The sequence below is a fragment of the Desulfovibrio aminophilus DSM 12254 genome (assembly GCF_000422565.1).
Taxonomy (GTDB): domain Bacteria; phylum Desulfobacterota; class Desulfovibrionia; order Desulfovibrionales; family Desulfovibrionaceae; genus Aminidesulfovibrio; species Aminidesulfovibrio aminophilus.
Map to the genome: position 1 here is coordinate 1 of NZ_AUMA01000016.1, position 25,423 is coordinate 25,423.

Consider the following 25,423-nt stretch of genomic DNA (forward strand, 5'->3'; position numbering starts at 1 on the left):
GTGTTCGTCATCGAGGGCAAGGCCGTGAACACCTTCGACTCCCCCAAGGAGCACATCCGCGTGGAGGCGGCCCTCTACGACGCGAACGGCAACGTCCTGGGCAGCAAGCAGATGCTCTGCGGCAACACGCTCTCGCAGCTCCAGCTCCAGGTTCAGACCGAGGAGGAGATCAACACCGGCCTGACCTCCGAGGTGGGCGTGCTCTCCAACAACACCTTCCTCAAGCCGGGCATGGACACGCCGTTCATGATCGTGTTCTTCAACCCGCCCAAGAACATCAAGGAGTTCGGGGTCAAGGTCATCGACGCCCGCGACCCGGCCCAATAGGCATTCCGTCCGATGAAAAGAAGAGCCGGCCCGCCGGAAGTTCCGGCGGCCCGCCTGTTTTTTTTCATCGGAGCCTTCAGGTTCAGCGCACGCCGAGCTTGGCGAACGTGTCCCGGATGCTCTCCTTGTCCAGAAAGCCGACGTGGCGGCCCACCTCCCGCCCCCCGGCGTCGTAGAATATCTGGGTGGGAATGCCCTGGACGCCAAAGCGAGCGCCCTGTTCAGGGTGTTTCCAGACGTCAATGAACAGCACGGCGGCCCGGCCCTCATACTCCACCCTCAGCTCCTCGATGATCGGAGCCATCATCTTGCAGGGGATGCATTCCGTGGCCCCGACGTCCAGCATGGTGACCATGCCCGGCGCGGGGACCGTCGGAACGCCGGCGGCCTGAACGGCGGATCGCGGCGGCGTCTGGGCCGAGGCCGGAGCCTCCGCCCGTTTCCCGAACGCGTATACCCCCACCAGCACCGCGACCAGGAGGACCGCGAAGGCCCCGCCCATGAGACCATTTCCCTTGCCCGTGTTCACTGTGGCGCTCCCTTTCATGTTGGCGTCGTTGGAAAAATCATCATGTGGACGAGTGCCCGGGGTGCGTCATGGCATGACGGGGACCAGACCCCCCGAAAGCCTCCCGCGCACGTCCGACCCTCTATGTCTGAAAAAACGGCCGGATCACGAAATAGATCCCCATGCCCGCCACCAGGGCCCCAGCCGCGCGGCGGAACCAGCGGCCGCCCTCCCGCATGGACGCGTTCTCCAGAAGCCTGCGCGTCGTGGCCGCGGAACTCCCGGCAAGGGCGATGGGCAGGCAGTGGCCGAGGCCGAAGAGCAGGATGAGCAGGACGCCGTCCGCGACTCGCCGCTGCACCGTGATCACGGCCAGGATGGGGGCGATGAAACCGAAGGTGCAGGACCCCGAGAGCACGCCGTAGGCCAAGCCTAGGACGAGGGCTCCGAAGCGTCCGCGCAGTCGGAAGCGGCCCATGAGGCCGCCGCCGAGCCCACATCTGACGACTCCGAGCATGTCCAGGGCCACCCAGATGAGGATGCCGCCCACAAGGACGGTCCACCACGGCCCCACGGCCCCGAGCATCCGGCCCAGCAAGGCGCAGACGAGCCCAACGGCCGCGATGGTCACAAACAGGCCGCAGGTGAACAGCACGGCGTATTGCGCGGCCTGACGGCCCCCGAGAAGGCGATCCTGGCCGCCCACGTAACCCACGATGAGCGGAATGGAGGCCAGGTGGCAGGGACTGAACAGGACGCTCGCCACGCCCCAGAGGAAACAGCCCAGGGCGGCCCACAGCAGGCCGCCGCTCATCCAGCCGTTGACGGCCAGAAAGAAGTCCTGAAGCACGCCGCTCACCTCGCTAGGGAAGTATCCACGCCCCCGGCGTCAGGCCGTCCAGCAGGCACGCGCCCTCCCGGGCCGCATCCAGTCACTTTCCGATCCAGCCCAGAACCTCGTCACGGGAAGGCGCCCGGCCCGTCACCTTGACCACGCCGTCCACGACCACGGCCGGAGTGCTCATGACCCCGTAGCGCATCATCTGCTGGAAGTCGGTGATCTTCTCCACGTCGGCATCGATTCCGGCGGCGGCCACGGCCTCACGGACCACCTTTTCGGCCTCCGCGCATTTGGGACAACCCGGCCCCAGAACCTTGATCTCCATTTTTCCCTCCGATGTTCGCGCCTCAGCGCGCCTTGCGGGTTTCCGCGATCACGTCGACCAGCGGACGGCCGTCCGGGGTTTGGGCCAGGGGATTCACCCGCACCAGCCCTTCCCAGGCCTCCAGGGCCCCGTCGCGGTCCTTGAGATCGTGCAACAGCACCACGCCCTTGTTGAAACGGGCGTTGTCGTGCCCCGGGTCCAGGGCCACAGCCTTGTCGAAGGCCGTCACCGCATCCCGGAACCGGCCGAGATCGCGGTACATGATGCCCAGGTCGGTCCAGACGTCCGGGTTCCTGGGGTCCAGCTTCAGGGCGGCCTCGTAGGCGGGCGCGGCCTTGTTCGGCTGATGGGTGTCGAAGGCCAGGTTGCCCAGCTCGATCCAGGCCGCCAGGTCGTCCGGCTTGGCCGCGACCTGCCGCTCCAGGATCGTGATCCGGGCCCGCTCCGCCTCGTGGCTCTCGTCCTCGGCCCGGGCCGCCGGAGTCTGGGTCTGGGCCGTGGGCGCGCTCCCGGCCTTGTCCGCGCGGTAGGCGTCCACGAACACCGTCCCGGCGTAGAAGCCCACCAGCAGGGCTGCCAAAGCGGTGAGCAGCAGTTCCGGCCACCCGAACCGCTTGGCCTGTTTCGTCTGCGTCGGCTGTTTCATCCTCATGCTCCTCGTCGATGTGCGGAAATGTGCGCGGAACAGACCGCGCCGCCCCGCCCAAGCAAAACCCGTACCCCAGAAAAAACACCATCTTTCCAGCGTGTTGGTCTGAATGACGGGGAGTTGTGCAAAACTTTTTCGTGCAGCATGCGCAAGTTCCCGCACATCCTCAGAGCACGAGGTTGAAGAGCCAGCCCACCAGCAGGACGCCACCGCCGACCACGCCCAGGAAGGCGGCGATGAGCCGGGGCTTGAGCACCTTGCGCAGGATGACCACCTCCGGCAGGGACAGGGCGATCACCGACATCATGAAGGCCAGCACCGTGCCCAGGGCCGCGCCCTTGCCCAGCAGGGCCTCCACCACGGGCACGATGCCCGCCGCGTTGGAATACATGGGGATGCCCACGGCCACGGCGGCCGGAACGCTCCACCAGGCGGCCTTGCCCATGATCCCGGCCATGAAGCCCTCGGGCACGTAGCCGTGGATGCCCGCGCCGACCGCGATGCCCGCCACCACGTAGATCCAGACCCGGCCCAGGATGTCGCGCACGGCCATGAGGCCGTAGGCCACCCGCTGGCGGAAGGTCTTCTCCTCCTCGGCGGGGCCCTCTCCGGCGCGGATCGTCCGCACCCAGTCCTCCACGTGATTCTCCAGCCCGAGCCTGCCGATGACCCAGCCCGCGACCACGGCCACGGCCAGGCCCGTGCCCATGTACAGGGCGGCCACCTTCCAGCCCAGCAGGCCGTAAAGCAGGACCACCGCGATCTCGTTGATCATGGGCGCGGAGATGAGGAAGGAGAAGGTCACGCCCAGGGGCACCCCGGCGGTGACGAAGCCGATGAACAGCGGCACGGCCGAGCAGGAGCAAAAGGGGGTGACGATGCCCAGACAGGCTGCCAGGACGTTGCCCACGGACTCTCGCCGCCCGGCCAAAAGCTTGCGGGTGCGTTCCGGGGTGAAGAAGGAGCGGACGATGCCCACGCCGAAGACCACCAGGGTCAGCAACAGGAGCACCTTGGGCGTGTCGTAGAGGAAGAACTCCACGGACGAGAAGAGACGCGTCCCCGGCTCCACTCCGGGTATCCGGGACGTGAGCCAGGAGGCCGCCCCCTGCAGGTTGCGGTAGACCAGGAACCAGAGCGCCAGCGCCGCCAGGCCCAGCAGCCATTCGACCGGGCTCAGGCCGCTCCTGTCCGCCTTCTTCGTCATCTTGGAGCCCGCGCAGCAGGCCCCGCTCATGGGCAGATCCTTCATCGTCGTCCTCAGGCCAGTTGGGTGATGCGTTCCAGGGCGCCCTGGCGCAGGTGGGCGTCCACGCAGGAAATGAACCCCGGCACGCAGGCCAGGGCCAGCCGATAGAACACGTTCGCGCCTTCCTTGCGCGACTCCACCACCCCGGCCTCGCGCAGCACGGCCAGATGCTTGGACACCGTGGACACGTCCGCGCCCACCAGGGCGGTCAGGTCGCAGACGCATCGTTCGCCCTTGGCCAGGGCGTCCACCATGAGCAGCCGGGCCGGGTGGCCCAGGGCCTTGAACACGGCCGCGCGGGCCTCGTAGCGTTGCATTTCGTCAGGCATGGGGCTCCTCGTTTGTCTATTTGGCAAAATAGCCAAAAATATCCCGTTGTCAAGGCCCGGGTTCTGGGGCATGGTTTTTCCCGCGCATGCCCGCGCCCCAACGTCCCGCGCCCGAGGAACCCGATGAAGACCAAGGAAATATTCCGCTGTTCGGCCTGCGGCGGCCAGTCCCCGCGCTGGCAGGGCCAATGCCCGTCCTGCGGGGAATGGAACACCCTCGCCGCGGTGGAGGTGGCCAAAAAGACCGGCCGCGCCGCCGGGCGTTCCGCCTCCGCCCCCCTGCTCCTGGAGGAGGTCGACGCGATCGACCTCACGGCCCGGGGCACGGGCTTCGCGGCCCTGGACGCCGTGCTCGGCAAGGGGCTCGTTCCCGGCGGGGCCGTGCTCCTGGGCGGCGAGCCGGGCATCGGCAAGTCCACCCTGCTGCTCCAACTGGCCGGACGACAGGCCGCCCTGGGCCGCAAGGCCGTCTATCTCTCCGGCGAGGAGAGTCTGCCCCAGCTCAAGGCCCGCGCCGAGCGCCTGGGTCTGCTCGGCCCCGGCCTCCTGGCCCTCTCCTCCACCCGCACCGAGGACGCCCTGGCCGTGCTGGCCGACCCCGAGCCGCCGGATCTGCTCATCGTGGATTCGGTGCAGACCCTGGCCTCGCCCCAGGCCGACGGCATCCCCGGCAGCGTCTCCCAGGTCCGGGCCGTGTCCGGCGAACTGGTGGAGGCTGTGAAGAAGACCGGCGCGACCCTCGTGCTCGTGGGCCACGTGACCAAGGATGGCCAGATCGCCGGCCCCAAGCTTCTGGAGCACATGGTGGACACCGTGCTCTACCTGGAGGGCGACCGCCAGCTGGCCGCCCGGCTCCTGCGCGTGCTCAAGAACCGCTTCGGCCCCAGCGACGAGCTGGTGGTCTTCACCATGCGCGAACAGGGCCTGGAGATCGTGGACGATCCCTCGACCTTCTTCCTCTCGGCCCGCGACGCCTCCCTGCCCGGCACGGCGGTCGCCCTGGCCGTGGACGGCCAGCGGCCCTTCGCCGTGGAGCTCCAGGCCCTGGCGTCGAAAACCTACCTGGCCATTCCCCGGCGGGTGGCCCTGGGCTTCGACACGAACCGCCTGAACCTGCTCCTGGCCGTGGTCGAGCGGCGGCTGCGGCTCAATCTGGCCCAGTCCGACATCTACGCCAAGACCGGCGCGGGCCTGGCCCTGCGCGACCCGGGCATGGACCTGGCCCTGGTGGCGGCGGTCCTCTCCTCGTTCTACGACCGGCCCCTGCCCGAGGCGGCCGTGTTCTGGGGCGAGGTGGACCTCAACGGCCAGGTGCGCCCGGCCCCGGGCCACGAGGTCCGGCTGCGCCAGGCCCAGCGCCTGGGCTATGAGCCCGTGCATCCCGGAGTCTGCAAGACCCTCGTGGACGTGCAGCGGAAGCTGTTCGGAAGAGGGGAGTAGGAGGGATGCGGGGGCTCCGGCCCCGGCCCCCCGCCAGGGTCCGGCGGACCCTGGACCCGGCATGAAAAGAGAGAAGAAAGTGGGAATAGAAACCGAGGCGGTGCTGGAGGAGGCCGGGAAGCTGGGACTGGTCCTGGATGGGGACCAAGCCGGGAAGCTGGCGGCCTATCTGGAGTTGCTGGAAAAGTGGAACCGGCTCACCAACCTGGTGGGCCCCCGGGAATGGCGCGCCATGTTCGCCACCCTGGTGGTGGACAGCATCCACCTGGCGGGATTCCTGGAAGGGCTGGCGCTGCCCGAGGCCCCGCGATGCCTGGACCTGGGCGCGGGCGCGGGCCTGCCTGGGATTCCGCTGCGAGTGTTGTGGGAACGGGGGGAGTACCATCTGGTGGAGGTGCGCGAGAAGCGCATCACCTTCCTGCGCCTCGCCCTGGGCACGCTCAAGCTGCCAGGAACCTTCGTGTTTGGAGGCAGGGCCGAGGACGCGGCCCAAAAGCTGGGTCCGGCCGACCTCGTGCTGAGCCGGGCCTTCATGCCCTGGACCGAGCTCCTGCCCCTGGCCCGGCCCATGCTCGCCCCGGGCGGCCGGGTGGCGATCCTGGCCAACGAGCCCGCGCCGGAGCTGCCGGAGGCATGGCGGCTGGAAGCGGAGCGGGAGTACGACGTGGCCGGAAAATCGCGCTACTTCTGGTCCGTGCTCCCGGCCAGCAGCTCCATGTAGCCGTCACGGAAGATGAGCTTCGTGGCCAGGGCGTCCGCCTTCTCGGCCACGTCCATGAACTTCTCCAGGAACTCCAGGATGAGCAGGCGCTTGTCCTCGTCGCCGTTCTCGAACTCGAAGGCGAGGTCGCCGGAGTCCATGAAGGACTCGATCTTGTTCAGATACTCCAGGTCCAGCAGCATGTTTCCTTCCTAGTCGTGATGATGGGGCCTAGTCGTGATGGTAGGGCAGGCCCCTGATGATGGTCGCCGCCCGGTAGACCTGCTCCAGGAGCACCACCCGGGCCAACTCGTGGGGCAGGGTCATGCGCCCCAGGCTCCAAAGGAAGCGGGCGCGGGCGCGCAGTTCGTCGGTCAGGCCGTAGGCCCCGCCCACCACGAAGCAGGGTTTCGAGTTCGGGTCTTCGGTCCACTGTCGCAGCTTGCCCGCCAGTTCGCGGGAGGACAGCTCGCTCCCGCGCTCGTCCAGGCAGATCACGAAATCCTTGGGGCCCAGGGCGTCCAGCAAGGCCTTGGCCTCGCGGGCGCTCTTCTCCGCCGGGGGCAGCTTGCCCGGGGCGTCCTTGGCCACGGTCTCCTCCCAGGCCAGCAGGGGCTTGAGCCGGGTCAGGTAGTGGGCGGCCGCGTCGCGGAAAAAGGGCTCCTTGAGACGCCCCACCCAGAGAAAACGCGCGCCGACCGCCACGCTCAGTCCACCGAAAGCAGCCGGGCCGAGAGGCGTCCGTCCTCGTAGTCCAGGCGGACGTAGCCGCCGTGGGCCAACATGCCGGGATTGAGGATCAGGGTCCGGCCGAGGCGGTCCTCGGCGCGGGACTCGTGGATATGCCCGGTAAGGCAGACCTCGGGCTGGGCTCGCTCCAGAAAGCGGCGCACCGCCGGACTGCCCACCGACACGCCCGAGCCCAGGCGGTCGGCCTTGGTGTTCAGCGGCGGGGTATGGATCACGGCCACCACGCGCTCGAAGGCCCGGGCGCGCTCGAAGGTCTGGTCCAGCCAGGCCTCGAGCTGCTCCTCGCCGGCCTCGCTGGGCGTGCCGAAGGGCGTGGGGTTGGAGAAGCCGACCCCCATGAGGCCCAGGCCGGGCGCGAGTTCGCGCGTCTCCAGATGGATGTTGAGGCCCTCGGCCACGAGGTAGTCGTGGGCCGCGGCCGTGTCCATGTTGCCGATCTGGGCCAGGACGCTGGAATTCGCGGCCCGGACGGCCTCGATGACGCGGCGAGCCTCGGCCGCGCCGCCCTTGTTGGTCATGTCGCCGGTGACGATGACGCCCCGGGCCTCCGACAGGCCCGGAATGCGGGGGAGAGCGCTCAGGTCTTCGTGAACGTCTCCGAAAGCGATCCAGTACATGAAGCCCTCTCCTCGGCCCCGAGCCCTCGGAGGGGGCCCGGGAGCGCTACTCGATGGCGATGGTTCGGGTCGTGGTCTTTTCGGCCTTGGGCAGGCTCACGGTGAGCACGCCCTTGTCGAACTTGGCCTTGACCTTCTCCGATTTCACCTCGCGAGGCAAGGGCACGGAGCGCACGAAACTGCCGTAGCTGCGCTCGATGCGGTGGTAGTTCTCCTTCTTCTCCTCGCCCTCGAACTTCTTCTCGCCCTTGATGAACAACACGTTGTTCTCCAGGGAGAGTTCCACGTCCTTGGCCTCCAGGCCGGGCAGCTCGGCCTTGACCGTGATCTCCTTCTCGTCCTCGCTCACGTCCACGGCCGGATAGGCCATGTCGCGCAGGGGCATACCCGGAAAGCCCTCGAAGGGCGATTTCCAGAAGTCCTCCATGAGGTCGAACAGGCTGGCCGGACGGCGGGTGGTCATGGAACGATCCCGCAACTCAGGAAGAAAACGCTTGAACATATGCTCTCCTCCTTTTTGGGGGTATTTTGATGTGAGAGGGAAATAAGGCGGGCTGTTGAAAAGTCAACCGACTCCTGTTTAAAACGAGGAAGGACAGGCCGCTGGAGCGTCGGCCAGACGGGCGGGCTCAATGGGCGTCAGATCGAAGACCAGTTCGAAGCCCGTGCCCCGCTCCCGATCCCAGCGCGGCCGCCCGCCGAGTTGCTCGGACAAGGCCTGCACGAGCACCAGGCCCAGGCTGTCCGACTGTTCCGGATCCAGCCGCGCGGGCAGGCCCACGCCGTCGTCGCGCACGCCGAACACGGCCCGGTCGCCCTCCCGCCGGAAATCCACCCGCAGGGTTCCGCTCCGGTCGCCCGGGAAGGCGTGGCGCAGGGCGTTGGCGATGAGTTCGCCCGCCAGCAGGCCGCACGGCACGGCCTGATCCAGGCCGAGCACCGCGTCGTCCTGGAAGATCTCCAGCCGCACCCGCCCCTCGGGGTCGTGCCGCCGGGACAGGGCCTGGGCCAGTTCGCGAATGTAGGTCCGCAGGCACACGCGGGTCACGTCCCCGGAGCGGGAGAGCACGTCGTGGGCCCGGCCCATGGTCTGCACCCGCTCCAGGCTTTCGGAAAGCATGGTCCGGTCGGCCGCGTTCTCGTAGCGCAGGCCCTGGAGATTGAGCAGGCTCTGCACGAGCTGGAGATTGTTCTTGACCCGGTGATGCACCTCCCGCAGGAGGACGTCCTTCTGGCGCAGGGAGGCGCGCAGGGCCTCCTCGGCCCGGACGTGCAGTTCGCGGCGTTCCATGGCCTCCAGGGCGAAACCCACGTCCAGGGCGATCTCACGCACCAGCGACGCCTCCTGTTCGCGGAAGAAGTCCGGCTCCCCGGAGCAGAAGGCGATGGCCACGGCGGCGCTGTCGCGGACCATGACCGGAACGGCGGCCAGGGAGCGGCAGCCTTGGGCCAGGGCCGCATCGATCCAGGGCGCGGAGGACGCGAGGCGCAGGTCGCGGATGATCCAGGGCTCCCCCGAGGCCACGACCTCGGCCGCCGGGCAGCCGTCCCCAGGCGCAAGCGAGGGGGCCGCCGCGCCGGTTCCCGCCCAGGCCAGGAGCCGCAGCCCGCCCGACTCCCCGGCGGCCTCGGCCACGAAGGCCAGGCGAAAGGCCCCGAACTCCACGGCAATGCGACAGATGTCCTGAAACAGACGTTCGCGATCCTTTTCGCGCACGATGGCCTGATTCACTTGGCTGAGCACCGCGTAGAGCCGGGTCAGCCGCTCCAACTCGCGCTGGTGGGCCATGAGCCTGCCGTATTCCCGCCAGAGCAGGCCCGCCAGGAGCAGGGCCGTGCAGACCACGAAGAACCAGCCCTTCCAGGTCTGCATGCGCGAAAGCATGGCCGGACCGCCCGCCAGCATCTCCACGGCGGCGTCGGAAAAGACGATCCACAAGGCGGCCAGGGCCGCGTAGATCAAGGGAATTTTCCAGACCGCCCGAAACACGGACAAACGATTTCCACCCATAACACGATAATAGCCCGGAAGAAGCGGGCTGTCCATGCGGAGCGGAACATCCGGCGGAACAAAAAGGGCCGCCCCGCGCGCGGCGGAAGCGGCCCCGGAATGGTTCTTGGCGGCCGGGGCCCTAGCGGGCGGGCTTCTTGCTCTTCATGATCGGGCGGCCCAGGCCCACGGAACGGAGCTTCTCGCGCATGTCGTCCGTGCTGCTGGGCGTGCCGCGGTAGATGACCATCACGCGGTACCATGTGCCGCTGCTCTCGTTGGCCGTCTCCAGGGCGGTCTTCAGCCCCGTGCCCTCGATGCGGCGGCGCAACGCCTCGGCCGGGTCGCGGTCCTTGAAGGCCGCGGCCTGGTAGACGTAATCGAAGACCCCCTCGCCGTTCTGATCCCTGGCCGGGGCCTTGGCCTCGGGCTTGGGCTTCTGGGCTTCGGCCTTCTGGACCTTGGCCTTTTCCGAGGCGCGCACGGCTTCCACGGCCTTGGCCTTGGCCTCGGCGTCGGCCTTGGCCTTGGCGTCGGCTTCCGCCTTGGTCTTCTTGTCGTCCTTTGCCGGAGTCTTGGCCTCGGGCTTGGGTTCGGGTTTGGGAGCCTCGGCCTTCTGGCCCTTGGCCGCGCCCGAGGTCTGGGTCAGCTGCTCCATGTAGTGCAGCTCCTCGGGCTTGAGCACCTGGGGCTCCGGGGCCGTGGCGTTGGCCGGGACCGGCACGGGCATGATGCGCGCCAGCTCCGGCACCTCGGCCTCGGGCCGGTAGCCCCGGCCGATGAGGATGCCGAGCACGAAGAACACGGTCAGGGCCACGGCCAGCCCCGCGCCCAGGCCCACCAGCTGCGGCAGGGCGAAGGTATAGGAGTAGGTCTTGGGTTCGCCCTTGCGGGCCGGAACTTTCTTCATCTGGTTCATGCGCGGCGTCTTCCTACATGGATTCCGGCGCCGAGACGCCCAACAGGTCCAACCCGTTCCTCAACACCCGCGCCACGCAGTCCAGGAGCAGGAGACGGGCCCGGCACAACGGCGCCCCGGCGGAAAGCACATGATGCAAGGTATAGTATTTGTGGAGACTTGAAGCAAGTTCCTGGAGATAATAGCTGATCAGGTGCGGGCTGAAGCTCTGGGCCGCCGATTCCACGGTGTCCCTCAGCCGGGACATGAGCCGCATGAGCTCCAGGTCCTCGGCCATGTCCAGCAGTTCCAGCGCCCCGGGGTCGGCCCCGGCCGGGGCCAGATCCTGCTCGGCGGCCTTGCGCATGAGCGAACGGATGCGCGCGTGGGCGTACTGCACGTAGTACACCGGATTGTCCATGCTCTTCTGCTTGACCAGGTCCAGATCGAAGTCCAGCTTGCTGTCGCTCTTGCGCGAAAGGAACATGAAGCGGGCCGCGTCCGCGCCCACCTCGTCGATCACGTCGCGCAGGGTTTCGAACTGTCCGGCGCGGGTGCTCATGGCGATCTGCTCACCGCCGCGCAGGAGGTTCACCAGCTGGACCAGGATCACGGCCAGCTTGCCCTTGTGGCCCAAGGCCTCCACGGCGGCCTGCATGCGCGGCACGTAGCCGTGGTGATCCGCGCCCCAGATGTCCACCACGATGTCGAAGCCCCGGCGGTACTTGTGGTAGTGATAGGCGATGTCCGAGGCGAAATAGGTCAGCTCGCCCGTGGACTTGCGCAGCACGCGGTCCTTGTCGTCGCCGAGCATCGTGGTCTTGAACCAGAAGGCCCCGTCCCGCTCGTAGGCCAGGCCGCGCTCCTTGAGGAAGGCGAAGGCCATGTCCACCAGGCCTTCGGCCAGCAGGCTCTTCTCCGAGAACCAGACGTCGTGGCCCACGCGGAAGTCGTTCAAGTCCTGCTTGATCCCGTCCAGGATGCTGTTCATGCCGTAGTCGTAGCAGAGGTCCACGGCCTCGGCCTCGGGACGGGAAAGGATGTCCGGGTGTTTGGCCAGGACCTCGGCGGCGATGTCCTTGATGTAGTCGCCGCGATAGAAGTCCTCGGGGTCCGGCACGGGCCGCCCCTGGGCCTGTTGCAGACGGACCCAGATGGACTCGCCCAGGATGCGCATCTGGCGGCCCGCGTCGTTGATGTAGTATTCGCGCTCCACCTCGAAGCCGGCCTTGGCCAGGATGCGCGACAGGGAGTCGCCCAGGGCCGCGCCCCGGCCGTGGCCGATGTGCAGCGGGCCCGTGGGGTTGGCCGAGACGTACTCCACCTGGATCTTGCGGCCCTTGCCCAGCTCCGAGACGCCGAAGGCGTCGCCCGCCTCCAAAACCTCCACCAGAACCTTGCGCCAGAAGCTCGGGGCCAGGGTCACGTTGAGGAAGCCGGGACCGGCCACCTCCACGGAGGCCACGTCCGGAACCTGGGCCAGCTCGGCCCGGATCTCCTCGGCCACCTGGCGGGGGTTCTTCTTGGCCTGGGCGGCCAGCATCATGGCCACGTTGGCCGAAAGGTCGCCGAACCTGCGGTCCTTGGGCGGCTCGATCACGGCCTTGTCCGGCCAGCTCCAGCCCTTGCCCTCCAGGATGCCCCGCAGCCGCTCCTCGATGTACTGTTTCGCGTTCATCAAAAGGCTCCTTGCTCGCAAACGGTCCGGGCCGTGTACCATCTTTCGACCCGGCTGGAAATCCCCGCCCCGGAAGCCCGCTTGACCGGGCCTCGGGCATGGTGCATGCCCGAGCCATGATGGACGATTCCCGCCCCCTGCCGCCGCTGTGCACCTACGACTTCGTGGTCCTCTGCCTGGTGACCCTGTTCGGCTTCGCCAACATCGCCATGTTCTACAGCTTCCACGTCTACATGCAGCGCCTGGGCCTGCCCCCGGACTGGCGCGGCCCGCTGCTGGCCCTGGAGCCCATGGCGGCGCTCGTCCTGCGGCCGTTCCTGGGCCCCCGCCTGACGCCCTGGAACTCCACCCGCGCGGCCCTGGCCGGGCTGGCGGCCGTGGCCCTGGCCCTGCTCTCCTATCCCCTGGCCCGGAGCGTCTGGCCCCTGGCCCTGGTGCGGCTCCTGCACGGCGCGGGCTTCGTGGTCCTGGTCTCCTCGGTGACGGTGCTCCTGGCCCACGTCCTGCCCCGGGAGCGCAGCGGCCAGGGTTTCGGGGTCTACACCGTGGCCACGCTCCTGCCCTTCGCCCTGGTGCCTCCGCTGGTGGAGGCGCTTTTGCGCGTCCTGGGCGACGAGGCCCTGGTCTACGCCTGGGCCGCGATCCTCTGCCTGCCCTCGGCCCTGTTCCTTCTGCCCCTGGGACGACGGCTGGCCCGGCAGGCCCCGGCCGCGCCGCCCGCGGCGACGGGCTCCAAGACCCTGGCCGGATTGCGCCTGCCCGGCGTGCCCCGGCTCCTGACCGCCGCGCTCTTCCTCTTCCTGGCCACCACGCCGGTGACTTTCTTCATCAAACGACTGGCCCTGGACGCGGGCCTGGACGATCCCGGCCTGTTCTTCAGCGTGTCCATGGCCGCGACCATCGCCGCGCGTCTGTTCTTCGGCCGACTCTTCGACCGCCTGCCCAAGGGCCCGGTGACGGCCCTGGCCCTGGCCGGGCTGGCCCTCTGCCTCTGGTCCCTGGGCCTGGCCCGGGGCGGGGCCTCCCTGCTGGCCCTGGCCGCGCTCTACGGCCTCTGCCTGGGCGTGGCCATGCCCATGCTGAACGCCTCGCTCTTCCTGGCCACGCCGCCGGACCTGCGCGGGGTGGTCCTGAACCTCTTCCTCTTCGCCATGGACGCGGGCACGGCCCTCGGTCCGCTGCTGGGCGGCCTGCTCCTGGCCCGGGGAGTGTCCCTGGAAGGAGTCTATCAGGTCTGCGGCCTGACGGCGGCCGTGGGCCTGTGCTGGGTTCTGGCCGCGCGGACCAGGGAATCGGCGGGCTAGAGGTCGGCCAGACGCAGGAGCAGGTTCCCGGCCACCTGACGGCGGTACCCGGCCGAGGCGCGGGCGTCGTCGATGGGCCGCACGGCCGCGCGCACGGCCTTGGCGGCGCGCTCCAGGGCCGAGAGCGTCAGGCGGCCGCCGCGCAGCAGTTCCTCTGCCTCGGGGCAGCGCAGCACAGTGGGCGCGGCCGAGCCCACGGCCAGCCGGGCCTCGGCCACCACGCCCTTCTCCAGCCGGGCCAGAACGGCCAGACTGACCACCGCGATGGCCAGGGCCGCGCGGCGGCCCACCTTCTCGAAATGCTGCACCTGAAAATCGGCGGCCAGGGGAACCCGGACCGCGCCGACGATCTCGCCCGGGGCCAGAGCCGTGCGACCGGGGCCGAGCAGGAATCCGGACAGCGGCAGAAGGCGCGTTCCCCCGGCGGAAAGCAGCTCCACCCGGGCCTCCAGCACGGCCAGGGCTGGCAGGCTGTCCCCGGCTGGCGAGGCGGTGCAGAGGTTGCCGCCCAGGGTGCCCATGTTGCGGATGGCCGGGCCGCCCACCTCGGACACGGCCCGAGCCAGGACCGGGGCGTGGCGCAGCACCAGGGGGTGCCCGGCGATCATGGCGTGGGTGGCCAGGGCCCCGATGCGCAGGCTGCGGCCCTGGCGGCGAATGGTCCGCAGTTCCGCCAGCCGTTCCAGCCCGACGAGGGCCTCGGGCCGTTGCCGCCGCGCCCGCAGGCGCACGAGCAGGTCCGTGCCCCCGGCCAGAAGCGGGGCCCCGGGGCAGGCCGCCAGGGCCTCCCAGAGCTCGGGCAGGGTCGCGGGCAGGAGCACCCGGGTCATTTCTTCCTCCGTCCGCCGCGCCGCTCCCTGGCGGCGGCCTGGACCGCGTCCACGATCTTCACGTAGCCCGTGCAGCGGCAGAGGTTGCCGGACAGTCCCCGGCGCACGTCCTCGCGGTCCGGCTCCGGATTTTCGCGCAGCAGGGCCTCGGCGGCCAGGACCATGCCCGGGGTGCAGAACCCGCACTGCACGGCCCCGTGCTCGGCGAAGGCCGCCTGGAGCGGATGCGGCGCGGCCTGGTCGCCCAGGCCCTCGCAGGTGACCACCTCCCGGCCTTCCAACTGGGCCGCCAGAAGCAGGCAGGACAGTTTCAGTTCACCGTCCAGGAGCACGGAGCAGGCCCCGCACTCGCCCGTGCCGCAGCCCTCCTTGACCGAGAGCGCGCCCAGGTCCTCGCGCAGGATATCCACGGCGCGGCGGCCGGGGTCGGTGTCCAGGGCCACGGGGCGGCCGTTGAGCGTGAAACGGATGGTCATGTGTTCTTCCTCGCCCGGCGCAGGGCGGCCAGCACGCGCTCCGGGGTGAGCGGGGCCGCGTCCAGGCGGATTCCGGCGGCCTGCTCCACGGCCGAGGCCACGGCGGGCAGGGGCGCGTCCATGGCCACCTCGCCCACGCCCTTGAGCCCTCCGGGGCCGCTCGATTCATGGGACGGCACGGCCAGGGAGCCGATCTCCGGCAGGTCCAGGGCCGTGGGCACGAGATAGGTGGAGAGGTCCGGGGTGAGCAGACGGCCGTCGCGGGAGGCGCAGTCCTCCATGAGGGCCAGGCCCAGGCCCTGGGCCGCGCCGCCCTGGATCTGCTGTTCGAAGCCCTGGGCCAGGACCACCCCGCCGCCGTCGGTGACCGCGAAATAGTCCGTCACGCGCACCCGGCCGGTGAGCTCGTCCAACTCCACCCGGGCCAGATGGGCCGAATAGGCGAAAAGCAGATGCGGGAAACCCAGCACGAAACCCCGGCTCGAGGCGGAGACTTCGCGGGCCACGGGCATGACGAACTCGGCCACGCATATCCGGTCGTCCCGGGGCAGGAAGCGGGCCATGAAGACCAGGGGCACGGACTTGCCCGCGCCGGGCCAGACCACCCGCCCGGGCTCCAGGGCCAGGCTCGCGGGATCGTCGCAAAGCAGGAACAGAGCCGCGCGGGTCCGCAGCTTGTCGGTCATGGCGGCGCAGGCCTTGAGCAGGGCGTTGCCGAACGTATAGGTGGTCCGCCCGGCCGAAGACGAGCCCGAGGGGTGGCAGCGTTCCGTGTCCGGGAGCACCATGTCCAGCTCCCCGGGTGGCTGGTTCAGGGCCTGGGCCGCCAGGACCGCGTGGCCGCCGACGTTGCCCTGGCCCATGTCGCTCACCGCGCAGTAGACCCGAAAACGGCCCTCCTCGGTGAGCTCCACCTTGGCCGCGGCCATGTCCGGCAGGCCGCCGCCGTAGCCCATGGCGTTGTGCGCCAGGGCCACGGCCACGCCCCTCCGCGTCCGGGCCGGAGCCTGGGCCGCCCACTCCCGGCGGGTGGTCCAGAAGGGATGCCCGCGCAGGGCGGTCAGGCAGGCCCGGGCCTCGGTGGAGCCGGTGAGGCGCACGCCGCAGGCGTTCTCCTCGCCGGGGCCCAGGACGTTCTTCAGCCGCAGTTCCAGGGGGTCCAGGCCCAGCTTGGCGGCCAGGCGGTCCATCATGCGCTCGGCGCAGAAGGTGGCCTGGGCCACGCCGAAGCCGCGCATGGCCCCGGACACGGGATTGTTCGTGTAGACGCAGAAGCCGCGCACGAGCACGTGCGGCACGCGGTAGGGTCCGGCCATGTGCTCCATGCCCAGTTCCAGGACCTCGCCGCCCAGGTGGGCGTAGGCCCCGGTGTCCAGGACCATGCGGCAGCGCAGCGCGCGCAACGTTCCGTCGCGGTCCGCGCCCAGCTCGCAACGCAAAAGAGAGGGATGGCGCTTGTACCCGGCGGTGAAGCTCTCCTCCCGGCTCCAGGCCATGCGCACCGGCCGGCCGTCGGCGTGAAGCGCGGCCAGGGCCAGGAGGCACTGCACCGTGGCGCCGTCCTTGCCGCCGAAGCCGCCGCCCAGGTAAGGCGCGCGAACGCGGACGGACAGCGGGTCCAGGCCCAACGCCTGGGCGACCTCGAAGCGGTCGCGGAACGGGGACTGGGTGGACACGGTCAGGTCCAGCGTGCCGTCGGGCAGGCGGCGGGCCACCCCGCACTCGGTCTCCAGGAAGGCCGGGGCCTGCCGGGGCGTCTCGAAGGTTCCGCGCACCACCACCGGGCAGGCGGCCAGGGCCCGAGCCGCGTCGCCCTTGCGGATCTCGGCGGCCATGAGCACGTTGCCGCCCTCGCGGCCCGCATGCACCCGAGGCGCGCCCGGCCGCATGGCCTCGCGCGGATCGAAGACCGCGGGCAGGGGCTCCAGGTCCGCGCGCAGCAGTCCCAGGGCCCGCTCCAGGGCCTCCCTGGACTCGGCCAGGACCAGGGCCACGGGGTCGCCCGCGTGGCGCACCACGTCCCCGCAGAGCACGGGCTGGTCCTTGTGCACGATGCCCTGAAGGTTCGTTCCAGGCACGTCGGCCGCCGTGAGCACCTGGAGCACCCCGGGCAGGGCCAGGGCCTCTGCCGTGTGCACGGCCAGAACCCGAGCGTGGGCCGCGCCGGGGCGGAAGGCCCCGGCCCAAAGGCAGCCCTCCGGATAGTGGTCGGCGGCGAAGCGCTCCGCGCCGCAGGCCTTGGACAGGGCGTCCACGCGCGGGAAACGTCCGCTCACGCGGCTCCCCCGGCGGGGCGGCGGTAGTCCGCGCGGACCATGTCCACCACGGCCCTGGCGCGGTCGTTGAAGAGCTGAAGGCGGTCGAAGTCCGGCGGCGCGGCGAGCTTCTGCATGAGCAGGCCGTCGGAAACGAACCAGGCCGGGCAGAGCCCGCCCAGGAACCAGCCGCGTCCGCGCAGCAGCTCCACGGCCCACGGGCAGCCCGGATCGGCCAGGTTCACATAGACCTGAACCACGGCCGGATTCCCGGCCTCGACGCTATCCAGCCGCTCAGCCAGGTCGGCGCCCGCCAGCGACAGATGAGCGCGCACCACCCCGGCCCCGGCGAAGTGCTCCACCTTCATGGAGCTGGCGCAGTCCTCCGTGGGTTCCTGGGGCTGTCCGGCCGCGCGGTCCAGGTTCAGGCCCTGGTACAGGACGGCCAACTCCCCGGAGTAGCACGGCGGCGTATGCACCAGGGAATGCCGGTCGCGGTTCACCCGGCCGAAAAAGAGACAGCTGGCCCGGCCCACGGCGCCCTCGCCTGCGTAGGCCGCCTCGGGCATGAGCGAACACTCCAGGCCCGTGGGCAGCGCGCCCACGCGCAGGGAGAACTTCTGGGTCACGACGTGGTGGCAGACCGCCTCGCCGAAGACCGCTTTCACGCGGGGGTCCGGGAGCACGTTGCGGATCTTGAAGTCATAGAGCCGGAACACGATGCGGCCCATGCGGTAGGCCCGCAGGATGAGCGTCTGGCCGATCTCGTAGCAGCCGGGGTTGGGCGAGGAGCTGCGGTAGACGCTGGACGCGCCCAGGATGTCCCCGGAAGGCGTCCGGGCCACCACGCAGAGGATGTGGCCCTTGGCCGTCTCCTCGACGAACCGCTCCGGGATGTAGGGCGTGTCCACGGGATAGGCGTCGCCGTAAATCTCATAGTAGAGCCGCCCGACCCCCAGGGCGTCCTCGGGCCGGAAGTGGTCGATGGCGTATTCCTGGTCCGGCTCCACCGGCGGCAGGGCCGCCAGTCGGGCGAGGGCTTCCTTCCGGTCCATGTCAGCCCGCCTTGCCGTCGAGGAAGGCCGCGAAGTCGTTCAGGGTCCGCAGGCGCATCATTTCCGCGTCGGAGATGGACACCTTGAAGCGGTCTTCCAGCAGGGCGATGAAGGCCGGAAAGTCGATGGAGTCCAGGCCCTGGCGCAGCAAAGGAACGTCCGCCAGCCACTCGTCGCCGTTCGCGGGGGCGATTCCAGCGTCCTTCAGGGCCTGTTGCAAGGCCTTGATGTCGACCGACATGCGATCCTCCTTTCGTCAGTTCGTTTTTCCGGCGGCCTCGGCCCGCAGCCGGAAGCGCTGAATCTTGCCGGTGGGAGTCTTGGGCAGATCCCGGCGGAACTCCACGCGCACCGGGCACATGTAGCCGGGGAGGAGTTTCGCCGCGTGGGCCCGCAGCTCCCGGACCAGGGCCGGCCCCGGCTCGGTCCCGGCGACCGGCACCACGAAGGCGCACGGCCGGTCCAGACCCTCCACCTTGCAGGCAGCCACGGCGCACTCGTGCACGGCCGGGTGCCGTCGCAGGGCGTCCTCCACGCGCATGGGGGCCACCCAGTGGGCCCCGGCCTTGATCATGTCGTCGCTGCGGCCCTGGTGCGAATAATAGCCGTCCGCGTCGCGGACATAGACGTCGCCGGTGTGCAGCCAGCCGTCCGGGAGCATGGTCTCCCGGGTCTTGTCCGGCCGGTTCCAGTAGTACGGCGCGATGCCCGGGCCGCGCACGAGCAGGTCTCCGGCCTGGCCCGGAGGGAGATCCCGGCCATCCTGATCCACTATGCGCGCCTCGTAGCCCGGCACGGGCAGACCCGAGGTGCCCGGCCGCGCGCTCCCCGGCCGATTGGAAAGGAACACGTTGCAGGCCTCGGTGGAGCCGATGCCGTCCACAAGGTCCAGCCCGGCGGCCCGACGCCACTCCTCGAAGAGCGCCGCCGGCAAGGCCTCGCCCGCCGAGAAGCAGACCTTGAGCGAGGAAAGGTCCATGCCCGGCTCCAGGGCCCGGAGCATGAGGTTGTAGAGCGTGGGCACGCAAAAGAAATGCGTGGGCCGGAAGGAGCCTATGGCCTCGAACAGTTCGTAGGGTCCGGGCTTGTCCGGAAAGAGCAGGGCCGTGGCGCCCACGGAGAGGTTGATGAGCAGGGAGCTTTCCAGGCCGTAGGCGAAATAGAGTTTGCTGGCCGAGAAGATGCGGCTGTTCTCGTCCAACCCGAGGATGGGGCGGCCCCAGGTCTCGGCGGGCACGAAGCAGTCGCCCTGGCGGTGGGGGACTCCCTTGGGACGCCCCGTGGAGCCGGAGCTGAAGAGCATGAAGGCCAGGTCGTCGGCGGCCCGGGGCACGGCCTGGAAGCTGTCCGGCAGTCCGGCCAGATCCGGACCGGTGCGGGCGCAGGGGATCAGACGGTCCCCGGCGGCGGAGGCGGCCGGGTGTTCCGGGTCGGCGCAGACAAGCCGCGCGCCGCAGTCCTCCAGGATCGGGACGTACTCCTCGGCGGTCAGGGTCGTGTTCATGGCCGTGGCCACGCCGCCCGCCAGGATCGTGCCCAGGAAGGCCGTGACGAAGGCCGGGGAGTCCTCCAGGGCCAGGGCCACCCGGTCGCCGGGAACGACCCCGCGCGTCGTCAGGAGATGGGCCATGCGCGCCGCATCGCGGGCCAGGCTGCGGTAGGACGGTTCTTTCGCGCCGAAGACATAGGCCGTCTTGTCCGGGCGGACCTCCAGGTTGCGGGCCAGCAGAGCGGCCGCCGCGTTGCCGTCGTGGGTCATGCTTCCCCCTGGGCCTCGGATGTGCTCCGAAGCGCTTCGATTTTTTATCAGGAGGGCCGGAGCAAGTCCATGCCGAAGGCGGAACGACGAAACGGATTCGGCCCCGGGGTTCCCGCAAACCCCGGGGCCGAATCTGGAATTGCAGCCCGGAAGGAGGCCGGGCCGGTCAGCAGTCGTGGAAATCCTTGTTGATGTAGAAACAAAGGTCGAACAGGTTGTTCACCATGTCGTCCACGGGATCGTCCTGACGCATGAGCCCGTAGAGCGATTTGTTGATGATCTTCGAAAAAAGCAGCCCGATGAGCTGTTCATCGTACATGGTCCAGTATTTGCTCCCCGAGGGGAACTTCTTGACGAATCCCTGGTAGTACACGGCACCTCTCCCTGGTTCCAGGCTTCCGATCCATGTGAAGCCGCACGCTGTTGCCCATCTTATCGACCGTTCACCAGGGCACTTTATACGGGTGGGCGCAATTTCCGGGACTCCTCGGCCGTATTGCCTTCCCGGCCGGACGACCGTATCAGGGGGATGGCGCTCCCGCCCCCCATGTCACGAATCGGTGACGGGAAGACGGCGGATCTCACGCGAATGTCACACCGGCGGCTTTATCCGGCCCGTGTTTCGGGATAATGACGTTTGTCAGGCGGCCCTGGCGGCCGCAAGAAGGAGATCGCCCGTGTCGGACGCCACAATCCTCATCATCGAAGACAACGAGGACACACGCGAGCTGTTGAAGTACAACCTCGCCGCCGCCGGCTACAAGACGGTTTCGGCGGCGGACGGCCACGAAGGCCTGGAGTCGGCCCGCGCCACCCTGCCCGACCTCGTTCTCCTGGACCTCATGCTGCCCGGAATGGACGGCCTGGAGGTCTGCCGTCGACTCAAGCAGAATCAGGAAACCGCGCGCATCCCGGTGATCATGCTCACGGCCCGGGGCGAGGAGGTGGACCGCATCGTCGGCCTGGAACTGGGGGCCGACGACTATGTGGTCAAGCCCTTCAGCCCGCGCGAACTGTCCCTGCGCATCAAGGCCGTGCTGCGACGCACCCCGGGCGAGGACGGCGGCTCCGACGAACTCTGGGAGGAGGACGGCCTGCGCGTGGACTTCGGCGCGCACACCGTGGACATCCGCGACGACCGCGTGCCGCTCACGGCCACGGAGTTCAAGCTCCTCTCCGAGCTCATCCGAGGCAGGGGCAAGGTCCAGACCCGCGACCATCTCCTGGACATGGTCTGGGATACCCACTTCGAGGGCTACTCGCGCACCGTGGACACCCACATCCGCCGCCTGCGCCAGAAGCTCGGCGACTTCGCGGACTGGATCGAGACCGTTCGCGGCGTGGGCTATCGCTTCAAGAGCTGACCGCCATGAGCGCCGCCCGGCCCACGCTCGCCCTGCGCCTCGGCGCGGCCCTCTGGACCGCCATGCTGGCCGGGGCGGTCGCCGGAATTCTGCTTCCGCACCCACCACTCCTGCCGTCGGCGATCCTCGTCGCCCTGCTGTTTCCCGCCGCCCTGTTCCTGGCCGGACTGCTCCTGCGCCCCCTGCGCGCCCAGGTCGCGATCCTGGCACGCGGCCTTGACCGTCTCGGAACCGGGGGCCCGGAACCGGAACTCCCCGTGCTGCCCGAGTTGCGGGAAATGGCCGCGGCCCTGCCACGGGCCGAAAGACGGATGGCGGACGATCTGCGCGCGGCCGAGGCCCGCCGTGAACGGCTGCAAGCCGTGCTCAACGGCATGCCCGGGGGGGTTCTGGTCCTGGACGGCGAGGGCCGGGTGCGGAGCATGAACCGCGTACTGGAGGCCATGTTGCCCGGAGCCAAGGAACGGCCGGGGCGAAGTCTGTTGGAGATACTGCCCCAACCCGAGTTGTCCGACGCCTGCGCTGAACTCCTTCGCGCCGCGGGGCCGATCTCGACCAGCCTGACCATGACACAGGACGACGGACGCGTCCTGACGGTGAACATGGTCCGCCCGCCGGAGGCCGGACCGGGGCTCGGCGCGGTCCTGGTCTTCCACGACGTGAGCGAGATCAAGCGGCTGGAGGCCGTGCGCCGGGACTTCGCGGCCAACGTCAGCCATGAGTTGCGTACGCCGCTCACGGCCATCAAGGGCTATGCCGAGACGCTCCTCACCGGGGATCCCCCACCGGACGTCGCGCGACGCTTCCTGGAGGTCGTCCTGCGCAACGCCGACCACATGGCCAAGATGGTCGAGGATCTGCTCTCGCTTTCGCGCATCGAGGCGGGCAAGGACGCCGGTCGGCGCGACTCCTTGCACGCCCGGGATTCGTTGCGCCGGGCCTGGGATGCGGTGGAACCTCTGGCTCGGCGCAAGGGCTTGGACCTGACCGACGCCCTGCCTGACGACCTGCCGCCCGTGCTGGGTGACCCCGAGCACGTCACGCGAATCTTCCGCAACCTGCTGGAAAACGCCGTGAAATTCGGACCGGAGTACCGGCCCGTGACCGTCTCGGCCCGCGAGGCGGGGGAATTCGTGGAGTTCGAGGTGCGCGACGAGGGCCCGGGCATCCCCAAGAAGGATCTGTCCCGGGTTTTCGAACGCTTCTACAGCGTACAGAAACACCGCCGCAACGAGCACGGCAGCACCGGGCTCGGGCTGGCCATCTGCCGCCACACCCTGAAGAGCATGGGCGGCGACATCCGGGTGGAGAGCCCTCCCCCGGGCGCGGCGGGCGGCACGTCCTTCTTCTTCACCCTGCCCCGGGCCTGAAAAAACGAAAACGCGCCGGAAACCACCACGGTTCCCGGACGCGACGATCCGCGAGGCCCGAAAGGGCTACTTTTCGTTCAGCTTGATTTCGAAGGCCACGGCGTAGAGATGGTGGAAGAAATCCACGTACTCCACGGGAATGTGGTCCGGCACCTGAATGCGCGAAGGCGCGTAGTTGATGATGCCCTTGATGCCGCCGTCCACCAAGTAGTTGGCGGCGCGCTGGGCCCGCTCCGGTGGAGTGGTGATGATGCCGATCTCCAGGCCGTATTCGCGGATTTTCTCCTTGGTCTTGCGGGTGCAGATGACTTCCAGTCCCTCCACCAGCTCACCGATCTTGTAGGGGTCGCAGTCGAAGGCCACCTTGATGGCGAAGCCCTTGCGGCTGAATTCGCGGTGGCGCAGCAGCGCTCGGCCCAGATTGCCCACCCCCACCAGGGCGCAGTTCCAGATGCGGTCGATGCCCAGGGACTGCTTGATGGAGGTGATGAGTTCCTGCACGTAGTAGCCCACGCCGCGCACCCCGAACTCGCCGAAGTAAGCAAGATCCTTGCGGATCTGTGACGAGTTCACGGAGCAGGCCTGAGCCAGGGCCTCGGACGAGATGATTTCCACGCCGTCGTGCTTCAGGTTTTCCAGCACCTGAATGTAAACGGCTAGGCGGCCAATGGTGGCCTTGGGGATGTGTTCGCTTTTCACGTGCCGCGGATGTCCGGAGTTATGTGAATTTTAGGACAAGGCCTGGGGCGAAAGGGGGGAGGCGCGAACCTCCCCCCTTGAGATGCGGATACTAGGCGCCCAGGGGCTTCACGAAGAGCAGGATCAGGTTCACGACCAGGGCGTAAATGGCCAGGGACTCGATGAAGGCCAGACCGAGGATGAGCATGACCTGGATCTTGCCGCTGGCCTCGGGGTTGCGGGCGGTGCCTTCGCAGGCGCCCTTCAGGCCCAGGCCCTGACCGATGCCGCAGAGACCGGCGGCGAAGCCCATGCCGCAGGCAGTGGCCCAAGCGGCCACGGGGCCGACGGCGGGAGCGCCGTCAGCGGCGAAGGCCAGACCGGCGGACAGAACCATGGCCAGGGTGCTCAGAACGATGGTCGTCACTTTACGCATGAGAGTTTCCTCCAAACAGTTATTGTTTCGGCCGAAAGGCCATTTCCCCCAATCTAGTGCGCGTGATCCATGGATCCCTTCAGGTAGATGGTCGCCAGCATGAAGAAGATGAAAGCCTGAATGGTCTTGCCCAGGATGAACAGGAAGTACATGGGCAGGGTGCCGACCACCGGAGCCAGGGTGAAGAGAAGCACGAGCACGATTTCCTCACCGCGGATGTTGCCGAAGAGTCGCAGAGTGAGCGACAGCGGCCGGGCGAGGTGGCTGACGATCTCGAGCACGAGCATGAGCGGGGCCAGGAAGGCCACCGGGCCCATGAAGTGTTTGATGTAGCCGAAGCCCCATTTCTTGATGCCGATATAGTGGTAGTAAAGGAAGACGAAAATGGCCATGGCGGCGTTGGTGTTGACGTTCGCCGTGGGAGCGTCGCACCCCGGAATGAGGCCGAGGTAGTTCATGGTCAGGATGAAGACGAAGATCGTGATGAGCACGGGGAAGACCTTGCGGCCGCCCTCGCCGAGGTTGGCGACCACGAAGTCCTCCAACCCTCCGACGATGACCTCGAAGAGGTTCTGCAACCCCCCCGGCACTAGGCTCACCCGGCTGCGGATGAGCAGACCGCAGGTGAAGAGGATGGCCATGGCCAACCACGTGTACCAGACGTGAAGCGGAATGGTCGTGCCCAGAGCCTTGTTCAGGATCTCCATGTACAAAAGCGGATGTGCCAATCCACCAGCAGCCATACTCCCTACGCCTCCTTCGCTTTCTGCCCCATGCCCGTGACGCCCCAGATGACGGCGCCCGCGATCACGGTGGATAGTCCCGTCAAAAGCCCGCCCACAGGCGCCTCAAGCCAGCCCACCAGGACCGCCAGACACACGCCCGTCAGGATGAACCGTCCGTAAAACCGCAGCACAAGGGCAGTCGCCCCCCCCTTGCGCACAAACATCAACGCCTTCGCCGCCTTGGCCAGATGCCAGAAGTTGAAAAGCATCAGGCCCGCTCCGGCGGCGCAGGAAAACCCCCAAGCTGAAAACCCCGTGACCACCAGCGCCGCGACCGAAACGGCCAGGGCCGTGAGGATCACGATTCGCACGAGCCGCCGAGTGCCGGGGTTGTCGAACCCCCGGGCGGCCAGGGCGCGGTCAAGACGCCGGATCATGGCTTGCGCTCCCCGCCGCCCTCGCGCTCGCGTCTCTCATTCTCCTGCATCCTCTGGGCATCCCGGTACACGTTCATGAACCCGGCGACAATACCCAAGATGAGAAAGATGAGCAGAAGCCACGGGTCGGTGCCCAGCCACCTGTCGAGGAGCCAACCGATGGCGAACCCGACGAAGGTGCCCGATACGAGGTGCAGCCCCATCGTGCCCGCCGTGGACAAGAGCCCCCCGGCGTCTTTCAGAAAATCAAGCTTCAAAAGATCCCACCGTTCCTCGCGCCTTGGCCCGACGCTGGGCGGACCGTAACGCAAAACAACGGTTCGTGCAATCGTTCACAAGTGCGGGCTTCGTACCACAGCCTCGCTTTTGCCGTCAAGGCGGTTGGCGAAAAAACCCCGTTTTCTCGGCTCATCGGCATGAGGTCCGCTCAGGG

At 68.6% G+C, this 25,423-nt stretch carries 31 protein-coding genes; 6 read left to right on the forward strand and 25 right to left on the reverse strand.

Features of this window, described 5'->3' with window-relative positions; translation table 11 throughout:
- Window positions 1-327 (forward strand): DUF3426 domain-containing protein (locus H587_RS18225; RefSeq protein WP_034609239.1); only part of this gene is annotated, 327 nt, incomplete at its 5' end.
- An 82-nt stretch (window positions 328-409) separates the two neighbouring features.
- Here H587_RS18225 and H587_RS0110590 read toward each other — a convergent pair.
- From H587_RS0110590 to H587_RS0110615, 6 genes are all read right to left on the reverse strand, one after another.
- The gene (locus tag H587_RS0110590) at window positions 410-856 is read right to left on the reverse strand and encodes a thioredoxin family protein (protein WP_245560865.1); all 447 of its coding nucleotides are present in this window, start codon (window positions 854-856) and stop codon (window positions 410-412) included.
- A gap of 121 nt (window positions 857-977) precedes the next feature.
- A complete protein-coding gene (locus tag H587_RS0110595; RefSeq protein ID WP_027176246.1) occupies window positions 978-1,685 on the reverse strand; it encodes a cytochrome c biogenesis CcdA family protein in 708 nt (235 codons plus the stop codon).
- An 82-nt stretch (window positions 1,686-1,767) separates the two neighbouring features.
- A complete protein-coding gene (locus H587_RS0110600) occupies window positions 1,768-2,001 on the reverse strand; it encodes a thioredoxin family protein (protein ID WP_027176247.1) in 234 nt (77 codons plus the stop codon).
- Window positions 2,002-2,023: 22 nt separating this feature from the next.
- Window positions 2,024-2,647 carry a tetratricopeptide repeat protein gene (locus H587_RS18230; protein WP_051202671.1) on the reverse strand — a complete coding sequence of 208 codons (624 nt, stop codon included), beginning with the start codon at window positions 2,645-2,647 and terminating at the stop codon, window positions 2,024-2,026.
- Window positions 2,648-2,816: 169 nt separating this feature from the next.
- Window positions 2,817-3,902, reverse strand: a complete 1,086-nt coding sequence (locus H587_RS0110610) for a permease (protein WP_027176248.1) — start codon at window positions 3,900-3,902, stop codon at window positions 2,817-2,819.
- An 8-nt stretch (window positions 3,903-3,910) separates the two neighbouring features.
- The gene (locus tag H587_RS0110615; RefSeq protein ID WP_027176249.1) at window positions 3,911-4,228 is read right to left on the reverse strand and encodes an ArsR/SmtB family transcription factor; all 318 of its coding nucleotides are present in this window, start codon (window positions 4,226-4,228) and stop codon (window positions 3,911-3,913) included.
- Between the two features lie 123 nt (window positions 4,229-4,351).
- Between H587_RS0110615 and radA the strand changes: the two genes are divergently transcribed.
- Window positions 4,352-5,668, forward strand: coding sequence for a DNA repair protein RadA (gene radA, locus H587_RS0110620; protein ID WP_027176250.1), 1,317 nt, complete (start codon window positions 4,352-4,354; stop codon window positions 5,666-5,668).
- Window positions 5,669-5,729: 61 nt separating this feature from the next.
- On the forward strand, window positions 5,730-6,389 hold the full coding sequence (gene rsmG / locus H587_RS0110625; RefSeq protein WP_051202673.1) for a 16S rRNA (guanine(527)-N(7))-methyltransferase RsmG: 660 nt from the start codon (window positions 5,730-5,732) through the stop codon (window positions 6,387-6,389).
- Here the strand turns inward: rsmG and H587_RS0110630 are convergent.
- From H587_RS0110630 to argS, 7 genes are all read right to left on the reverse strand, one after another.
- Window positions 6,350-6,571 carry a hypothetical protein gene (locus H587_RS0110630; RefSeq protein ID WP_324351877.1) on the reverse strand — a complete coding sequence of 74 codons (222 nt, stop codon included), beginning with the start codon at window positions 6,569-6,571 and terminating at the stop codon, window positions 6,350-6,352. The two genes, rsmG and H587_RS0110630, sit on opposite strands and share 40 nt — an antisense overlap.
- A 28-nt stretch (window positions 6,572-6,599) precedes the next feature.
- Window positions 6,600-7,073, reverse strand: coding sequence for a 23S rRNA (pseudouridine(1915)-N(3))-methyltransferase RlmH (locus H587_RS0110635; RefSeq protein ID WP_027176253.1), 474 nt, complete (start codon window positions 7,071-7,073; stop codon window positions 6,600-6,602).
- A 2-nt stretch (window positions 7,074-7,075) separates the two neighbouring features.
- Entirely contained in the window at window positions 7,076-7,735 is a 660-nt protein-coding gene (locus H587_RS0110640) for a metallophosphoesterase (RefSeq protein ID WP_027176254.1), read from the reverse strand.
- Between the two features lie 46 nt (window positions 7,736-7,781).
- The gene (locus H587_RS0110645; protein ID WP_027176255.1) at window positions 7,782-8,237 is read right to left on the reverse strand and encodes an Hsp20/alpha crystallin family protein; all 456 of its coding nucleotides are present in this window, start codon (window positions 8,235-8,237) and stop codon (window positions 7,782-7,784) included.
- 78 nt (window positions 8,238-8,315) lie between these two features.
- Window positions 8,316-9,698, reverse strand: a complete 1,383-nt coding sequence (locus tag H587_RS19710; protein ID WP_169432773.1) for a sensor histidine kinase — start codon at window positions 9,696-9,698, stop codon at window positions 8,316-8,318.
- Between the two features lie 169 nt (window positions 9,699-9,867).
- Complete coding sequence (locus tag H587_RS19715) at window positions 9,868-10,644, reverse strand: SPOR domain-containing protein (RefSeq protein ID WP_027176256.1); 777 nt, start codon at window positions 10,642-10,644, stop codon at window positions 9,868-9,870.
- A 13-nt stretch (window positions 10,645-10,657) separates the two neighbouring features.
- Window positions 10,658-12,301, reverse strand: coding sequence for an arginine--tRNA ligase (gene argS, locus H587_RS0110660; RefSeq protein WP_027176257.1), 1,644 nt, complete (start codon window positions 12,299-12,301; stop codon window positions 10,658-10,660).
- A gap of 119 nt (window positions 12,302-12,420) precedes the next feature.
- Here argS and H587_RS0110665 point away from each other — a divergent pair, with 119 nt between their 5' ends.
- Window positions 12,421-13,605, forward strand: a complete 1,185-nt coding sequence (locus H587_RS0110665; protein WP_027176258.1) for an MFS transporter — start codon at window positions 12,421-12,423, stop codon at window positions 13,603-13,605.
- Here the strand turns inward: H587_RS0110665 and H587_RS0110670 are convergent.
- The 7 genes from H587_RS0110670 to H587_RS0110700 form a co-directional block, all read right to left on the reverse strand.
- On the reverse strand, window positions 13,602-14,435 hold the full coding sequence (locus tag H587_RS0110670; protein ID WP_027176259.1) for an FAD binding domain-containing protein: 834 nt from the start codon (window positions 14,433-14,435) through the stop codon (window positions 13,602-13,604). The genes H587_RS0110665 and H587_RS0110670 overlap by 4 nt on opposite strands.
- Window positions 14,432-14,911 (reverse strand): (2Fe-2S)-binding protein, encoded by a 480-nt coding sequence (locus H587_RS0110675; RefSeq protein WP_027176260.1) that lies wholly within the window; start codon window positions 14,909-14,911, stop codon window positions 14,432-14,434. Before H587_RS0110675 ends, H587_RS0110670 begins: the two co-directional genes overlap by 4 nt.
- Window positions 14,908-17,187, reverse strand: coding sequence for a xanthine dehydrogenase family protein molybdopterin-binding subunit (locus H587_RS0110680; RefSeq protein WP_027176261.1), 2,280 nt, complete (start codon window positions 17,185-17,187; stop codon window positions 14,908-14,910). The genes H587_RS0110675 and H587_RS0110680 overlap by 4 nt, the downstream gene beginning before the upstream one ends.
- Window positions 17,184-18,221, reverse strand: coding sequence for a hypothetical protein (locus tag H587_RS0110685; protein ID WP_027176262.1), 1,038 nt, complete (start codon window positions 18,219-18,221; stop codon window positions 17,184-17,186). Before H587_RS0110685 ends, H587_RS0110680 begins: the two co-directional genes overlap by 4 nt.
- A 1-nt stretch (window position 18,222) precedes the next feature.
- The gene (locus H587_RS18250; protein ID WP_027176263.1) at window positions 18,223-18,462 is read right to left on the reverse strand and encodes an acyl carrier protein; all 240 of its coding nucleotides are present in this window, start codon (window positions 18,460-18,462) and stop codon (window positions 18,223-18,225) included.
- Window positions 18,463-18,477: 15 nt separating this feature from the next.
- Window positions 18,478-19,980, reverse strand: a complete 1,503-nt coding sequence (locus tag H587_RS0110695; protein WP_027176264.1) for a benzoate-CoA ligase family protein — start codon at window positions 19,978-19,980, stop codon at window positions 18,478-18,480.
- Window positions 19,981-20,146: 166 nt separating this feature from the next.
- On the reverse strand, window positions 20,147-20,353 hold the full coding sequence (locus tag H587_RS0110700) for a hypothetical protein (protein ID WP_027176265.1): 207 nt from the start codon (window positions 20,351-20,353) through the stop codon (window positions 20,147-20,149).
- Window positions 20,354-20,657: 304 nt separating this feature from the next.
- Here H587_RS0110700 and H587_RS0110705 point away from each other — a divergent pair, with 304 nt between their 5' ends.
- Complete coding sequence (locus tag H587_RS0110705) at window positions 20,658-21,344, forward strand: response regulator (protein ID WP_027176266.1); 687 nt, start codon at window positions 20,658-20,660, stop codon at window positions 21,342-21,344.
- Between the two features lie 5 nt (window positions 21,345-21,349).
- Window positions 21,350-22,714, forward strand: coding sequence for a sensor histidine kinase (locus H587_RS18255; RefSeq protein WP_051202676.1), 1,365 nt, complete (start codon window positions 21,350-21,352; stop codon window positions 22,712-22,714).
- Between the two features lie 66 nt (window positions 22,715-22,780).
- On the opposite strand, the gene H587_RS0110715 is transcribed toward H587_RS18255, so the two are convergent.
- The 5 genes from H587_RS0110715 to H587_RS0110735 all read right to left on the reverse strand — a co-directional run bounded on the left by H587_RS0110715 (window position 22,781) and on the right by H587_RS0110735 (window position 25,247).
- Window positions 22,781-23,413 carry a redox-sensing transcriptional repressor Rex gene (locus tag H587_RS0110715; protein WP_027176267.1) on the reverse strand — a complete coding sequence of 211 codons (633 nt, stop codon included), beginning with the start codon at window positions 23,411-23,413 and terminating at the stop codon, window positions 22,781-22,783.
- 91 nt (window positions 23,414-23,504) lie between these two features.
- Window positions 23,505-23,828 carry an ATP synthase F0 subunit C gene (locus H587_RS0110720; protein ID WP_027176268.1) on the reverse strand — a complete coding sequence of 108 codons (324 nt, stop codon included), beginning with the start codon at window positions 23,826-23,828 and terminating at the stop codon, window positions 23,505-23,507.
- 53 nt (window positions 23,829-23,881) lie between these two features.
- A complete protein-coding gene (gene atpB, locus H587_RS0110725) occupies window positions 23,882-24,571 on the reverse strand; it encodes a F0F1 ATP synthase subunit A (protein ID WP_027176269.1) in 690 nt (229 codons plus the stop codon).
- 5 nt (window positions 24,572-24,576) lie between these two features.
- Complete coding sequence (locus H587_RS0110730; protein WP_051202679.1) at window positions 24,577-24,990, reverse strand: ATP synthase subunit I; 414 nt, start codon at window positions 24,988-24,990, stop codon at window positions 24,577-24,579.
- Window positions 24,987-25,247, reverse strand: a complete 261-nt coding sequence (locus tag H587_RS0110735) for an AtpZ/AtpI family protein (protein WP_034609242.1) — start codon at window positions 25,245-25,247, stop codon at window positions 24,987-24,989. Before H587_RS0110735 ends, H587_RS0110730 begins: the two co-directional genes overlap by 4 nt.
- Window positions 25,248-25,423: the final 176 nt, after the last annotated feature.